This window comes from Halobaculum sp. CBA1158, from assembly GCF_021431925.1.
Classification (GTDB): Archaea; Halobacteriota; Halobacteria; order Halobacteriales; family Haloferacaceae; genus Halobaculum.
In genome coordinates, this window is the sequence record NZ_CP090371.1 from 1,078,546 (window position 1) to 1,091,815 (window position 13,270).

A 13,270-nucleotide genomic window follows, 5' to 3' on the forward strand; every position below is an offset into this window, starting at 1 on the left:
GTCCCCCTCCGTCCCACGCCGCGGCGCTTATGCGGCTCGGGCCCCGACTTCGAGAGGATGACCGACGCCTCGGACGAGCAGTCCGCCGAGCGGGTCGCGACGGCGTCGTCGCCCTCGGATCCGGCCGGCGACGACGAGTCGATCGAGGCGCTGCGCGCGGAAGTCGAGGAGAAGTACGACTTCGACAACTTCCGCCCGGCGGACATGGCCGAGATGACGGCCGCCGAGTGGGAGGCGGCGTTCGACCCGGACACGTGGATCACCGGTCGAGACCTTCTCGACCGCGTCGAGAAGGACCTCCGCAACCAGATCGCCTCGCGTGAGGTGTTCGCGGTGCTGGAGCGGCGCTCGGACCCCCCCTCGGTGGTCGCCTACTCTGACGAGGGCTGGGCGGTCGTCTACGGCGACGGCAGCGTCGAGGGCGAGGGGACCGTGCTTCGCGACGTGAAGCCGACGGTCGCGCTGTGTTCGATGGACTCCTACGAGGTCCGTGAGCCCCCCGAGGAGTACGAACTGCCGACGCCCGAGGAGGTGAAGTCTGGAACGGGCGAGTTCGGGAACCTCATGATACAGACGGTCGCCGGGATGCAGATCCTCGGCGGGCTCGTGCTCGGTGCGGTGTGGCTGGTGAGCGTGCTCTCGCGCGGGCCGGTGACGTGGGTTCCCCTGCTCCCCGACTTCTCCGTGACGACGATCGCCGCGCCCGTCGCCGCGCTCTTCTTCCTGTTCATCGGCGTGTTCCTGTTCGCGGTCGTCGCGAACGCGCGTCTGTCCGACAGATTCCGCGCCGAGGAGTACCGCGACCGGCTCCGGGCCGCGGGGATCACGGAGGGGGGCGACGCCGAGTTCGTCCCCTTCGAGGAGGTGGCCGAGGAGGCGCTGGCGGCCGCCCGCGGCGAGGAGCCGTCGCGGCGGGACACCTCCGTTCCGCCGAGCGAGGGTTCGGGAGCAGTCGGCCCGCCCGACCGTGGCGACGGACGCGACGAAACCGGCGGCTAGGGGCCGCTCCGTGGGGCCTCGGGGGCGGTGAGGTCGGTGGGTTTATGCGCGCCGAACCCCGAGACTGATCCACCGATGAAGAGGCGGGACTTTATGCGACAGGCCGGCGGTGCGACGGCCGCCCTCGGGGCGGGCGCGACCGCGACGGCCGGCACCGCGACGGCCCAAGAGGAGGGCGGTGGCGGCGGCCAACAGCCCGACTTCGGCGGCTACACCGACGGTGCCGAGGGAGGATCCTACGAGGACCTCCGCGGCGAGTCGGAGGTGACCATCGAGGTCGGGGCCGGCGGGGGCCTCGCGTTCACACCGACCGAAGCATGGATAGACACCGGAACGACCGTCGTCTTCGAGTGGGTGTCGGACGGGCACAACGTCCTCTTCGACGACAACCCGGGCGACGTGTCCGGCCACGAACCGCTGGAAGACACCGACTTCAGCTTCGAGGTGACGTTCGAGTCCGGCGGGGTCTACACGTACTACTGTGACCCCCACCGCAGCCTCGGTATGCTCGGAGCGATCGCCGTGGGCGAGGAGGTCCCGACGGTGTCCACCGGCGGTGGCGGCGGCCGGAAAGAACTGCACGACCTCGGGGTCGCGATCCAGGCACACTGGGTCGGCGCGGCGACGATCCTGGGGATCATCATGACCGTCATCTTCACCTTCTACGTGGTGAAGTACGGCGAGTCCGCCCATACGGGCACGGGGAGATAACACATGTCCAGCACCGGATCGACCTACGGCGACATCCACCGCTACGAGCCGGCCCGCGAGAGCACCGCCGCGGCCATCGCGATCGTCCTCTTGACGATCGTCGAGGTCGTGTTCGTGTTCATGTTCACCTACGGCCTCGTCAACGGCTGGGGCCTCTCGGACACGGGGAACATGTTCCTGGGCGGCATCCTCGCGGTGATATTCATCGATCTGGCGTTCATCCTGGCGCTGTACCGCAAGGAGTTCCTTCCGGACGTCGTGATCGTCAAGAAGCGGCGTCGCAAGTGGGAGGACCTCTACATCCGCGAGGAGGACGTTGACGGAACCGAGCTCGGTGGCGACGCGTGGGAGCAGGTGAAACGCGCCGTCTACCCCTACTACAAGCGGTGACACGATGAGTCTGGAAAAGAAAGACGAGCACGACCACAAGAACTGGCTCGAGAGCAAGGACCTCACGCCGGTGGAGGCGACGTTCCTCACCGCGCTCATCTGGGTCGACAAGCGACTCCGGATCGTCGACTACCTCGAACTGCTGGAGTCGCTGTACTACCGGTCGAACCTCCAGATGCCGAAGTCCCACACCGAGCAGTACGACCTAGACAACAAGTTCTGGTACTGGTACGCGCTGTACACGCTGGGGTTCTTCAGCACCCTCGCGTACGTCGTGGCGGCGATATCGGGCGCGCTACTCGGATTCTACTACGTCCCCGCGGTCGGCTCTGCGGGACCGGGCGAGGCGTCGATCGCCTACAGCCAGATCGCGTTCATCATGCGGGACCTCCAGTTCGGCTTCATGCTGCGGTCCATCCACCGGTGGTCCGCGCAGGTGATGACCGCGGCGGTGTTCCTGCACATGCTCCGCGTCTACTTCACGGGCGCGTACAAGGAGCCGCGGGAGCTGAACTGGCTGCTCGGCATCGTGCTCATCTCGCTGACGATGGTGTTCGGGTACTCCGGATACCTCCTGCCGTGGGACCAGCTGGCGTTCTGGGCCGGCCAGATCGGCGTCGAGATGAGCCTCTCGATCCCCCTCATCGGCGAGTGGGTCGCCCAGCTGCTGTTCGGCGGCTTCTCGCTGAGCCAGGCGACGCTGCAGCGGATGTACATCCTCCACGTGTTCCTGCTCCCGTTCGTGGTGACGGCGCTCATCGCGCTGCACATCGGCATCGTGTGGGTGCAGGGAATCGCGGAGCCGCACTAAGACAATGACCGACGACACCACCAACACGGACGGCGAACCGCGGACGGACGGCGGCGGCACCGGCATCGTCGCGCCGGACGACGAGACCCCGACGTGGCGCGAGCGCAAGGAGCGCACCGAGGGGCTCTCCCGGCTGACGTACGAGTACTTCGAGCGCGCGCGACGCGAGGACGAGGACCTCCGTCGCGAGTCCGACTACGTCGAACGCGACGTGCTCGCGTTCCCGACGTGGCCCCACGAGACCGTGCGCAACCTCGCGCTCACCAGCTTCTTCGTCGGGATGATCATCTTCCTGTCGGCGACGTTGCCCCCGCACATCGGCAACCCGGCAAACCCCAACTCCACGCCGGCGATCATCCTGCCCGACTGGTACCTCTACTGGTCGTTCGGGCTGCTCAAGCTCGGCCCGCTCAACCCCGAGTTGAGCATCCTCGGCGGACAGAAGCTGATGGCCGACCGCACGTACGGCGTGCTCGCCAACGGCATCATCGTCGGGGCGATCGCGGTGGTCCCCTTCCTCAACAAGGGGAGCGCGCGTCGCCCCGTCGAGCAGCCGTTCTGGGCGGCCGTCGGCATGTTCGGCGTGACGCTGGCGTTCACGCTGTCGATGCTGTCGATCAAGAACCTCATGCCGATGAACACCGACCTGCTGTTCGACCTGACGTTCTTCCTCCCGATCGTCGTCGGGGCGATCTCCTACGCCGTGCTGAAGACGATGCGTGAGGGGTACATGTACGACCTCAACCGTCGGTACTACCGGCTTCGGCCGCCGAAGTAGGCCGAGGTCGTTCCCACCGCGGACCGACGGTCGGTCTCCCGCCGCCGACCGTCGATCTCACCGTCTCGCGCGTCCGGTTTCCGTTCTCCCGCCGTTCGTTGTCACCGATAGTGCCGCCCGGGTTCAAAGGACATAGTACCGTCGGGCCCGTGGCCTCCACCATGAGCGACGCGCCGACGGACCGCTCCGGCTCGCCGGCCGACGACGACAGCGCGCGCGAGGCGTCGACCGCGGTCTCGTCCAGGACGAACGACGGGGACGCGCCGACCGGCGACGCGTCGGCGGAGTCGGTCGACGCGCGCGCGAGCGGGTCGGGCCGCGCGCGCGACGTGGTGGTCCCGATCGCGGTGTACAAGCGAGTCACGGCGTACTCGACGCTGTTCGCGGTCCTGACGGTGGTGCTTGGATTCGTCCTGCTCGATGCGGCGACCCTGCAGGTGTCGCTGACGCGGCGGTTCGTCGTCGGCGCGTTCGGACTGGTCGGGATCGTCCCCGCGGAGACGCTGTTGACGGCGCTGTTCTCCGTGCTCGGGATCGCGTCGATCGTCCTGGGTGCGGGCGTGTACGTGCTGGGGTCGCGCTTTCGCGCGGCGGGAATGGAGGCCGAAAACGGAAACTCTCAAGACGACGACCCCGAAGTGTAGGGTAATGGCAGACGAGTTCATCAAGGGCATGGGCCTGTTCGCGGGTGCCGGCCTCGCGTGGATGGTGCTTGCGGGCTGGTACCGAACGCCCTCCTTCGAGAGCCCGCGGCAGCTGATCGCCGCCCCGCCGGAACCGAACACCGTCTTCGACGCCATCGGTATCTTCCTCAACGACGTGTTCTTCTGGACGGCGATCGTCGGCGCGATCACGTTCTGGCTGCTCATCCCGGCAATTAACGAGATCCGGGACTCGGATCCCTCGGCGTAATCGGCCGGTGTCACGGCCCGCGACCGCCCAGGCGACGATCGAACGGACGGATCGATGAGTCGCCACCGGAGCCGAACGGCCGCCGTCAGGCGGGTCGGTGCGGTCGTCCTCGCTGCCAACGTCGCGCTCGCGGTCGCGAAGGCCGCGGTCTGGCATCTCACGGGGAGCCTGGCGGTCGGTTCGGAGGCGGTGAACTCGATCGCGGACGTGGCGTACTCGGCGGTCGTGCTCGCGGGGCTGTATCTCACCACGCGCCCGCCCGACTTCGAGCACCCGCACGGCCACGAGCGGATCGAGCCGTTCGTCTCGCTGTTCGTCGCCGCGGCGGTCCTGCTCGCGGGACTGGGCGTCGCGTACTCCGGTGTCTCCTCGCTGCTGTCGCCGGCCCCGGCGCGCGCCTTCGGCGGCGGTCCGCTCGCGGTGGGCGTGCTCGTCGCCTCCGGCGCGGCGAAGCTCCTGTTGTACCGCTACTGTCTGCGGATCGGCCGCGTCCACGCCTCCCCGGCCGTCGTGGCGACGGCGCTCGACAACCGCAACGACACGCTCACGGCCCTTGCGGCGCTGGTCGGCGTGCTCGGCGCGTCGGCCGGCTACCCGGCGCTGGACGCGGTCGCGGCGACGGCGGTGTCGATCGGCATCCTCTACACGGGCTATGAGATCGTCCGCGACAACGTCGGCTACCTCGTCGGCGCGGCTCCCCCCGAGGACCTCCGCGAGGAGATCCTCGACCGGGCGCTCTCACATCCCGAGGTCCGCGGCGCACACGACGTGATCGCCCACTACGTCGGCCCCGAGGTGGACGTGAGCCTCCACATCGAGGTCGAGGGCGAGCGCTCGCTGTTCGAGGCGCACGACATCGAGACGGAGGTGGTGGAGGCGATCCGGGCGATCCCCGCCGTCGACGACGTGTTCGTCCACGTCGACCCGAAGGAACTGGGCGAGTGGAAGGACGGCGACGGCGATGGCGACGGCGAGCCGTAACGGGACGTGGACGGCCCGCAGTCGCCGGGGAACGCTTTTGCGCCGCCCCCGCGAGGGGACGACCGTGTCAGATCTGCTTTCGGGACGAGTCGCGGTGGTGACGGGTGCCGCCAGCGGCAACGGGCGGGCGATCGCCCGTCGGTACGCCGAGGAGGGGGCCGACGTCGTCGTCGCGGACGTGCGCGAGGAGCCTCGCGAGGGCGGCGCGCCGACCGTCGAACTGATCGAGGCCGAGACGGACGCGGCGGCGACGTTCGTCGAGTGCGACGTTCGCGATCCGGCGGCCCTGGAGTCGGCGGTCGCGGCGGCCGAGGCGTTCGGCGGCGTCGACGTGATGGTGAACAACGCCGGGATCTACCGCCCGGAGAACTTCCTCGAATCGACCGAGGAACAGTTCGACGAGCTGATGGCCGTGAACGCCAAAGGGGTCTACTTCGGGGCGCAGGCGGCGGCAAAGCGGATGGTCGCCCGTTCGGAAGGAGACGACGCTCCCGCCGCCAGCGACGCGGCCGCGGGTGATGCGGGCGAGGATCCACATCCGGTCATCATCAACATGTCGAGCGCCGCCGGCATCCGCGGCGAGGGTCGCCTCGTCACCTACTCGATGTCGAAGGGCGCTGTGCGGCTGTTCACGTACGCCCTGGCGGACGCGCTCGGCGACGCGGGGATCCGCGTGAACGCGATCCACCCCGGCTTCGTCGAGACGGCGATGACGACTCAGGACGTGGAGCTGGTCGGCACAGAGACCGAAGAGCGGATGGCGGCGACGATCCCGAGCGGGCGCTTCGGCCAGCCCGAGGAGGTCGCCGACGCGGCGGTCTACCTCGCTAGCGACATGGCCAGTTACGTCACCGGCGAGTCGCTCGTCGTCGACGGCGGAATGACGAGCAGCTGACGGCGAGGGGTCAGTAGAAGTTCACTCGGCCGTCCGCGCCGTCGACCGACAGCGACACCGAGGGCTCGCCGCGGTCGACGGTCCGCTCTCCCGGATGCCCGGCCTCGATCCTGACGGCCGCACGCGAGGCCGCCGCCAGGGCCGCCTCCAGTTCCTCCCGGTCGTCGCCCGCGCTCGGAACGCCGGCGACCGCGGTCCGCCGCCCGGCGACGCGGTCGCGCTCGTACACCGCGAGCGCTTCGTCGCCGTCGCGTCCGGCGGTCGTGATGACGAGCTCGCGCGGGTAGTCGTCGTGCGAGAGCGTTACCCCGTCGTCCGGTGGTCCCTCCCCGAACTGGAGGACCTCGGTGCCGAGGAGCCACCCGTCGGGGACGAGCGCGTCGACCGGGATCTCGTGAAGCACGTCCCGAAGCGTCCGCTCGGTCGCGACCGACTCGAGGGCCGACGGGTCGCGATCGCGCGGACCTCGGTGCATACGGATCTATGTGGAGTGATAAAATATCAATCTATTGGTGACTTCTCCGAACCCGTCGCGCGGCGGTTCGAGCGCGACCGCGTTCAGATCGGCTCGCCGAACGCGTACATGGTGTTCTGCCCGGTGATCGCCACGTCGAGGAAGTCGCCCGGTTCGACGCCGCGGTCGTCGGCGTTCCGGACGATCACCTGGCGGTACGCGCCGTCGCGGCACTTGACGGAATCGCCGGTCCCCTCCTCGACGACGAGGACGCGTCGCTCGTCGCCGACCATCGACTCGTACGCCTCGCCGACGATCTCCCGTTTGGCCGCGCTCATCTCCTTCGAGCGGTCCTTCTTCGTCTGTCCGCCCAGCCCCTTCATGTCGGCGGCGTCGGTGCCGGGGCGCTTCGAGAAGCGGGTGACGTTCACCTTCTCGGGACGCACCTCCCGAAGCAGCGCCATCGACTGCGCGTGGTCGTGGTCCGTCTCGGTGGGGAAGCCGACGATGAAGTCCGTCGAGAGCGTCCACTCATCGAGGCGCTCGTCGAACGTCTCGACGATCTCCAGGAACGCCTCGACGCTGTGCTGGCGGCGCATGTCCGCGAGCACGTCGTCGCTGCCGGACTGCACCGGGAGGTGGATGAAGTCGTACAGCTTCTCGTTCTCGGCGAACACCTCGGCCAACTCCTCGCGGATGCCGTGGATCCCGCCGGGGTTGGCCATCCCGAGCCGGACCCGGAACTCGCCGTCGATGTCGCAGATGCGGTCGAGCAGTTCGGGGAGCGTCCGCTCGCCCTCGTCCCAGCCGTACACGCCGGTGTCCTGGCCGGTGACGCGGATCTCGCTCGCGCCGGCGTGGACGAGCGCGCGGGCCTTCTCGACGTTCTCCGCGACGGGCGGGGAGTCGATACGCCCCGTCGCGAACTTCGTGATGCAGTACGAGCAGTTGCTCATACAGCCCCGAGCGATCGGGAGGATGCCGACCTCGCCGTCGATCACGGGGGCGGTGTCGGCCGTCGGCGTCGGGCACTCGCCGTTCATCACGGCCGTCGGCACGTCCTCCCAATGGAGGACTTGTGCGTCCACGTCGGCCTCGGCGAACTGCTCGCCCTGCGCCAGGGCCATGCAGCCGGTGACGATGAGGTCGGCGGTCTCCTCGCTCAGCTCCTCCGCGCGCCGCAGCATGTTGCGCTCGGTCTTCTCGACGACCGTGCAGGTGTTGAGGATGGCCACGTCCGCCTCGCTCGGCCCCTCAGCGGGGCGGTGGCCGCCGTCCCGGAGCCGGCGCTCGATCTCGCGACTCTCACCCCGGTTGGACGTGCAGCCGTAGGTCTCGATGTGGTACGTCGCCATTCGCGTGTCACATCGTCCTCGCGCGCGAGGTTAAGCGGAACGGTCCCCGACCGGACGGACCGGACCTCACGGGTCGCGCACGACCGGGTTCCGATGGGAAACGGATATACGCCGGCCCTCGTCATATCCGGCGAATCGATGCCCTCGCGCCGCCGCCTCCTCGCGACGCTGGCCGCCGCCGCCGGAGCCGGCGGCCTCGCGGGCTGTGCCGGCCGCGGCGGGAGCGGCTTCTCGCCCGGGCGCGAGTCCGACACGGAGTGGCCACTCCCCGGGCGCGGGCCCCGCGCCCGGAACTACGCCCGCGAAGCGGTCGCGCCCCGGACGCCCCCGGGCGAGCGCTGGCGCGCGTCGACGCCGCAGTCGGTCGGTCGACCGGTCGTCGCCGCCGACACGGCGTTCGTGCCGGCGAAGGACGCCGTGTACGCGCTCCGCCTGCGCGACGGCGAGGAGCGCTGGCGCGGGTCGATCGCCCCCTACGGCGTCGCGGTCGCCGACGGCGTCGCGTACGCCACCGGCCGCGGCGAGGGCGTCGTGACCGCGCGCGAGGTCGACTCGGGCGAGGAACGCTGGCGCGTCGAGACTCCCGGCGACTTCGCGACCGCCCCGCTTCCCGCGCCGACCGGCGACGCCGTGATCGTCGGCGACACCGAGGGACGAGTCGCCGCCCTGGAGCCGCGGACCGGCGAGACCCGCTGGTCGTTCGAGGCGTTCACGGGCGTCTACTCGCTGGCCGCCCGCGACGACCGCGTGTACGTCGGCACCACGGGTGGCGAGGCGTACGAACTGCACGTGGTCGAGGCCGACGACGACGCCGACGGCGACGACGACGTTCGGAGCGTCCCCCTGTGGCGACGGAAGCTCCCCGGGACGGTCCGCGCGCTGTCCGCGTCCCGGCAGTCGGTGTTCGCGGCCACTTTCGGCGGGGGCGTGTTCCGGTTGGCGACCGGCCCGGCGGCGGGTCGGACCGAGTGGCGCGCGCCCGACGCGCCGACCGTCTCGGGCGCGCTCGTGCGTGCGGGCGGCCTCGTAGTCGCCGCGGGGTCCGACGGCGTGGCCGCGCTCCGCGCCGGCGACGGCGACGGGCGCTGGCGGGTGCCGGGCGACCCCACCGCTGCCGCGTCGCCGGCGGTCGCCGCCGGCGACACGCTGTACGCCGGGATCGGCGGGTCGATCAGGGCGTACGCCCTCGGGGGCGGGATCGGCGTCGGACCCTACCGCGCCGACGCCGAGCGCTGGCGACGCGACGTGCCGGCCCGGGGGATCGCGGTCGCCGACGGCGCGCTCGTCGTCGTCGCCGACGACCTCGACGGCGACCCGGGCGTCGTCGTGCTGGAGTGAGCGACGCGTCGGTCGCCCGCCCGACGGTCGGCCGGCTCCCGACCCCGCTTCGGTCAGACCTCGGGGTGTCCCTCGACGATCGCGACGCCGGAGGACGCGCCGATCCGGACCGCTCCCGCCGAGAGCATCGCGATCGCCTCGTCGTAGCTCCCCACGCCGCCGCTGGCTTTCACGGGGAGGTACTCGCTCATCAGTTCCACGTCGGCGACTGTCGCGCCTCCCTCGGCGAAGCCCGTGGAGGTCTTGACCATCGCGGCGTCGGCGTCGCGGGCGGCCGCACACGCCGCGTGCTTCTGCTCCTCGGACAGCAGCGCCGTCTCGATGATCACCTTCACCGGAACGGGAACGGCGGCGACGACCTCCGCGATCTCCTCGCACACGGCGTCCGTCTCGCCGGCCTTCAGTCGCCCGACGTTGATCACGAGATCGAGTTCGTCGGCCCCCTCGCGCCAGGCGTCTTCGGCTTCGGCGTGCTTGGCCGACGGGGCGTGTTGCCCGTGCGGGAAGCCGATCACGGTCGCGGTCGTCACATCGGGGGCGTACTCGACGGCCTCGGCGACGTAACACGGCGGGATACAGGCGTTCATGCCGAGGTCGGCCGCCTCGTCGAGGACCCGTTTCACGTCCGCGAACGTCGTCTCCGGCCCCAACACCGTGTGGTCGATCGTCGCCGCGAACTCGGCAGCCGAGAGCGACTCGGGATCGGCGATCTCACGCGGTGTCGGGGCGTCGCGGGCGTCACGGTCGTCGCGAGCCTCCGGGGCGTCGCGGGCGTCGCCGTCGGGGTCGTCGGTCATACTCGGACGGACGCCCCGACGGACGGAAAAGCTACCGAGTGGCGTCGCCGCCTGCCGGCCGTCACCCCCGTTCGCTGCGCGCGATCGCCAGGTACGCCGCCGGAACGGCGACGGCCGACGTCGCGAGTCCGATCACCAACGGGAGCGTCCCCGTCGGATCGGGGGCGACGACGAACGCGAACGCCATGGTGAACGGAGCGACGCCGAGGGCGATCAGCGCGCGGAGGGCTCGATTCACGGTCGGCGGTCTCACGGCTCCGAGGTAGTTCTTCTGCACCGTTCCCACGCCGACTCGATCTCGTTCCCACAACGCTTTCACTCGGCGGGCCGCCCGCACGAGCATGTACCCGTCCGCGTCGGCGTCCGCCTCCGCGCTCGCGCTGCCGTCGCCGTTCCCGCCTATCGCCTCGGTTCCCGGCCAACTCCTGCCGGCCGGGTTCGGCCTGCCGCCGCTGCCGTACCTCCTGGCGCTCGCGATCACGCTCGCGGCCGTCGGTCTCGCTCTCCGGCGGGCCGACCCCGACTTCGGCGAGCGCCACGTGCTCGCGCTGGTCCCGTGGATGTGCGTCGGTGCCGCCGGCCACGTCCTGTTCGGCCTCGGCGCGCTTCCGGCCGCCGTCATGCCGCTGTTCGGCACGCCGAGCGCGTACCTCACGACCGCGGCGGCCGCCGGCGCGGTGTGGCTCGCGGCCCGATCGACCGACGGCGACGACGCTCTCGCGCTCGGGATCGCCGGCGGGCTCGCGCTCGTTCCGGCGATCGCAGGCGTCGTCGGCTACGGGCTCTCGAACGGGACCCTCTCCCCGGCGCTCCCGACGGCGGGGCTCGTCGGCGGTGCCGCCCTCGGCGTCGGAACCGGTGCGCTGTTGTACCGCCTTCGCGAGTCGGCTCGGATCGCCGGCCGCGTGGGACTGCTCGCGGTCGCCGCCCACGCCGTCGACGGCGTCACGACGGCCGTGGGGATCGACCTGCTCGGCTTCGGCGAGCGCACGCCCGCCTCCCGGCTGATCATCGAGTTCGCGGCTGGACTCCCGACGGCGGAGGCGCTGGGTGCCGGTTGGCTGTTCGTGCTGGTGAAGCTCGCGGTCGCGTGCCTCGTCGTCGTCGCGGTCGCGCCGACGGTGCGCGAGGAACCGCGCTACGGCCACGCGCTGCTCGCGCTCGTGACGGCCGTCGGGCTGGGCCCCGGCGTCCACAACGCCCTGCTGTTCGCGGTCGAGACCGTGTGAGGGGCGCGGTCGGAGCGAGCGACACAGCACCCGAAGCTCCTTGTCGACAGGTCGCCTGCACCCGCCGTGGTCACCGTCAGGGAAGCGACCGCCGCCGACGCCGCCGCAGTCTGTCGGGTCCACGAGGCGTCGATCCGGGGTCTCGGTCCCGAGGGATACGACGAACGGCAGGTCGAGGCGTGGGCCGGCGACCGGTCGCCCGCCGACTACGACCACCTCGGCGACGCCGGGGCACGGTACGACACGGTCGCCCTCGTCGACACCGGCGGAGAGACGGACGGCGAGAGGGAGACGCACACCCAGGGGGAGGCGGACGGCGAGGGAAAGGCAGACTCACCGGGTCGCGTCGTCGGCTTCGGTACCCTCGTTCCCGACAGTCGCGACTACCTCGACGACGACGCCGGCGTGGACCCCGCGGGCGCGGTCGAGGCGGTGTACGTCCACCCGGACCACGCCGGCGCAGGCGTCGGATCGCTGCTGCTTTCGGATCTCGAACGCGAGGCACGCGACCGTGGCCTCGCGTCGCTGGGGATGCACGCCTCGCTGAACGCGGTCGGCTTCTACGAGCGCCACGGCTACGAGCGAGTCCGCGAGGTCGCCCACGAGTTCGGGGGCGACGACTGCGGCGTGACCGGGACGGTGGTCGAGCTGTGGAGACGGCTCGACCCCGTGTGAGCACGGATCCGCCGGCCGGCTACCCGATCACTCCGAGGTCGCGATCGAGGTCTGCATCCCCTCGGAGTTGAACGCCGAGCCGGACCCGCCCTCGTCGAGCACGATGACGCCCGCCGAGGAGCCGGTCAGCTCGCCGAACTCTTCGATCGCGCGGTCGGCCGCCGCCTGCGCGTCCAGTCCGTCCTCCAGGTGGCGGACGGCCCGTCGCGTCAGCGTCGCCCGCGCGATGTCCTCGCCGGCCCCCGTCGCGCTCGCGCCGCCGGCGGGCGCACAGAAGAAGCCCGAGCCGATCTGGGGCACGTCGCCGACGCGACCCGCCAGCGCGAACGTGCGCCCGCCGGTGGAGGTGCAGGCGGCGAAGGAGTCGTCCGTCGGGTCGTGGGCGACCGCGCCGACCGTGTCGTGCCCCCCGAAGCGGTCCTCGATCCACTCGAGGTGCTCGCGCGCGCCGGCGTCGACCGCCGGCGGCTCCGCGTCCTCGTACGCCTCGCGCGTCTCGTCGGTCAACAGGTCGCGCTCCGCGTCGACGTCGAAGTCGTCGGCCAGGTCGACCGCGTGAACGCCCGAGACGAACACGTGAGGCGTCTCCTCCATGACGACGCGGGCGACGCTCGCGGCGTTGGCCACGCCCGGCATCGACGCGACCGCGCCCGCGTCGCGCTCGTCGGTCATGACTCCCGCGTCCGTGCGGACGACGCCGTCAGACTGCACAGCGCCGCCGTAGCCGGCGTTGAACCGCGGCGACTCCTCGAGCACCTCGACGGCCGAGACGACGGCGTCGACGACGCCGGACGCGCCGGTGCCGGCCTCGGCCGCCTCGTCGAGGGTCGCCTGTCTGGGCTCCGGTTCCTCGGGGACGCCGCCCGCGCCGCCGTGGCAGATGACTCGCACGGGCACAGCGGCGGCACCGGTCGACATGAATCCACGGAATGCGGTCGGCGGACG

At 71.0% G+C, this 13,270-nt stretch carries 17 protein-coding genes; 12 read left to right on the plus strand and 5 right to left on the minus strand.

Features of this window, described 5'->3' with window-relative positions; genetic code table 11:
• Positions 1–57: 57 nt before the first annotated feature.
• The 9 genes from Hbl1158_RS05695 (at position 58) to Hbl1158_RS05735 (ending at position 6,477) form a co-directional block, all read left to right on the plus strand.
• A complete protein-coding gene (locus Hbl1158_RS05695; RefSeq protein ID WP_234299090.1) occupies positions 58–999 on the plus strand; it encodes a hypothetical protein in 942 nt (313 codons plus the stop codon).
• Between the two features lie 75 nt (positions 1,000–1,074).
• Positions 1,075–1,710, plus strand: a complete 636-nt coding sequence (locus Hbl1158_RS05700) for a plastocyanin/azurin family copper-binding protein (protein WP_234299091.1) — start codon at positions 1,075–1,077, stop codon at positions 1,708–1,710.
• A 3-nt stretch (positions 1,711–1,713) separates the two neighbouring features.
• Positions 1,714–2,100, plus strand: coding sequence for a hypothetical protein (locus tag Hbl1158_RS05705; protein WP_234299092.1), 387 nt, complete (start codon positions 1,714–1,716; stop codon positions 2,098–2,100).
• A 4-nt stretch (positions 2,101–2,104) separates the two neighbouring features.
• Positions 2,105–2,911 carry a cytochrome bc complex cytochrome b subunit gene (locus tag Hbl1158_RS05710; RefSeq protein ID WP_234299093.1) on the plus strand — a complete coding sequence of 269 codons (807 nt, stop codon included), beginning with the start codon at positions 2,105–2,107 and terminating at the stop codon, positions 2,909–2,911.
• Positions 2,912–2,915: 4 nt separating this feature from the next.
• Entirely contained in the window at positions 2,916–3,689 is a 774-nt protein-coding gene (locus Hbl1158_RS05715; RefSeq protein ID WP_234299094.1) for a cytochrome bc complex cytochrome b subunit, read from the plus strand.
• Positions 3,690–3,850: 161 nt separating this feature from the next.
• Complete coding sequence (locus Hbl1158_RS05720) at positions 3,851–4,333, plus strand: hypothetical protein (protein WP_234299095.1); 483 nt, start codon at positions 3,851–3,853, stop codon at positions 4,331–4,333.
• A gap of 4 nt (positions 4,334–4,337) precedes the next feature.
• Positions 4,338–4,601, plus strand: coding sequence for a hypothetical protein (locus tag Hbl1158_RS05725; protein WP_234299096.1), 264 nt, complete (start codon positions 4,338–4,340; stop codon positions 4,599–4,601).
• A 54-nt stretch (positions 4,602–4,655) separates the two neighbouring features.
• On the plus strand, positions 4,656–5,582 hold the full coding sequence (locus tag Hbl1158_RS05730) for a cation diffusion facilitator family transporter (RefSeq protein ID WP_234299097.1): 927 nt from the start codon (positions 4,656–4,658) through the stop codon (positions 5,580–5,582).
• A 64-nt stretch (positions 5,583–5,646) separates the two neighbouring features.
• Positions 5,647–6,477 carry an SDR family oxidoreductase gene (locus tag Hbl1158_RS05735; RefSeq protein ID WP_234299098.1) on the plus strand — a complete coding sequence of 277 codons (831 nt, stop codon included), beginning with the start codon at positions 5,647–5,649 and terminating at the stop codon, positions 6,475–6,477.
• Between the two features lie 10 nt (positions 6,478–6,487).
• Here the strand turns inward: Hbl1158_RS05735 and Hbl1158_RS05740 are convergent, their stop codons facing one another.
• A complete protein-coding gene (locus Hbl1158_RS05740) occupies positions 6,488–6,952 on the minus strand; it encodes a hypothetical protein (protein ID WP_234299099.1) in 465 nt (154 codons plus the stop codon).
• A gap of 83 nt (positions 6,953–7,035) precedes the next feature.
• Positions 7,036–8,286: a tRNA (N(6)-L-threonylcarbamoyladenosine(37)-C(2))-methylthiotransferase gene (locus Hbl1158_RS05745; RefSeq protein WP_234299100.1), complete on the minus strand. Its 1,251-nt coding sequence runs from the start codon at positions 8,284–8,286 to the stop codon at positions 7,036–7,038.
• 138 nt (positions 8,287–8,424) lie between these two features.
• Between Hbl1158_RS05745 and Hbl1158_RS05750 the strand changes: the two genes are divergently transcribed.
• Positions 8,425–9,624 carry a PQQ-binding-like beta-propeller repeat protein gene (locus tag Hbl1158_RS05750; protein WP_234299101.1) on the plus strand — a complete coding sequence of 400 codons (1,200 nt, stop codon included), beginning with the start codon at positions 8,425–8,427 and terminating at the stop codon, positions 9,622–9,624.
• Positions 9,625–9,677: 53 nt separating this feature from the next.
• On the opposite strand, the gene deoC is transcribed toward Hbl1158_RS05750, so the two are convergent.
• On the minus strand, positions 9,678–10,421 hold the full coding sequence (gene deoC, locus Hbl1158_RS05755; RefSeq protein WP_234299102.1) for a deoxyribose-phosphate aldolase: 744 nt from the start codon (positions 10,419–10,421) through the stop codon (positions 9,678–9,680).
• A 61-nt stretch (positions 10,422–10,482) separates the two neighbouring features.
• The gene (locus Hbl1158_RS05760; RefSeq protein WP_234299103.1) at positions 10,483–10,707 is read right to left on the minus strand and encodes a hypothetical protein; all 225 of its coding nucleotides are present in this window, start codon (positions 10,705–10,707) and stop codon (positions 10,483–10,485) included.
• Positions 10,708–10,762: 55 nt separating this feature from the next.
• Here Hbl1158_RS05760 and Hbl1158_RS05765 point away from each other — a divergent pair, with 55 nt between their 5' ends.
• A complete protein-coding gene (locus Hbl1158_RS05765; RefSeq protein WP_234299104.1) occupies positions 10,763–11,650 on the plus strand; it encodes a DUF63 family protein in 888 nt (295 codons plus the stop codon).
• 66 nt (positions 11,651–11,716) lie between these two features.
• The gene (locus Hbl1158_RS05770) at positions 11,717–12,325 is read left to right on the plus strand and encodes a GNAT family N-acetyltransferase (RefSeq protein ID WP_234299105.1); all 609 of its coding nucleotides are present in this window, start codon (positions 11,717–11,719) and stop codon (positions 12,323–12,325) included.
• A gap of 27 nt (positions 12,326–12,352) precedes the next feature.
• Here Hbl1158_RS05770 and Hbl1158_RS05775 read toward each other — a convergent pair whose 3' ends face one another.
• A complete protein-coding gene (locus Hbl1158_RS05775) occupies positions 12,353–13,216 on the minus strand; it encodes an isoaspartyl peptidase/L-asparaginase (RefSeq protein WP_234299106.1) in 864 nt (287 codons plus the stop codon).
• Positions 13,217–13,270 lie beyond the last annotated feature (54 nt).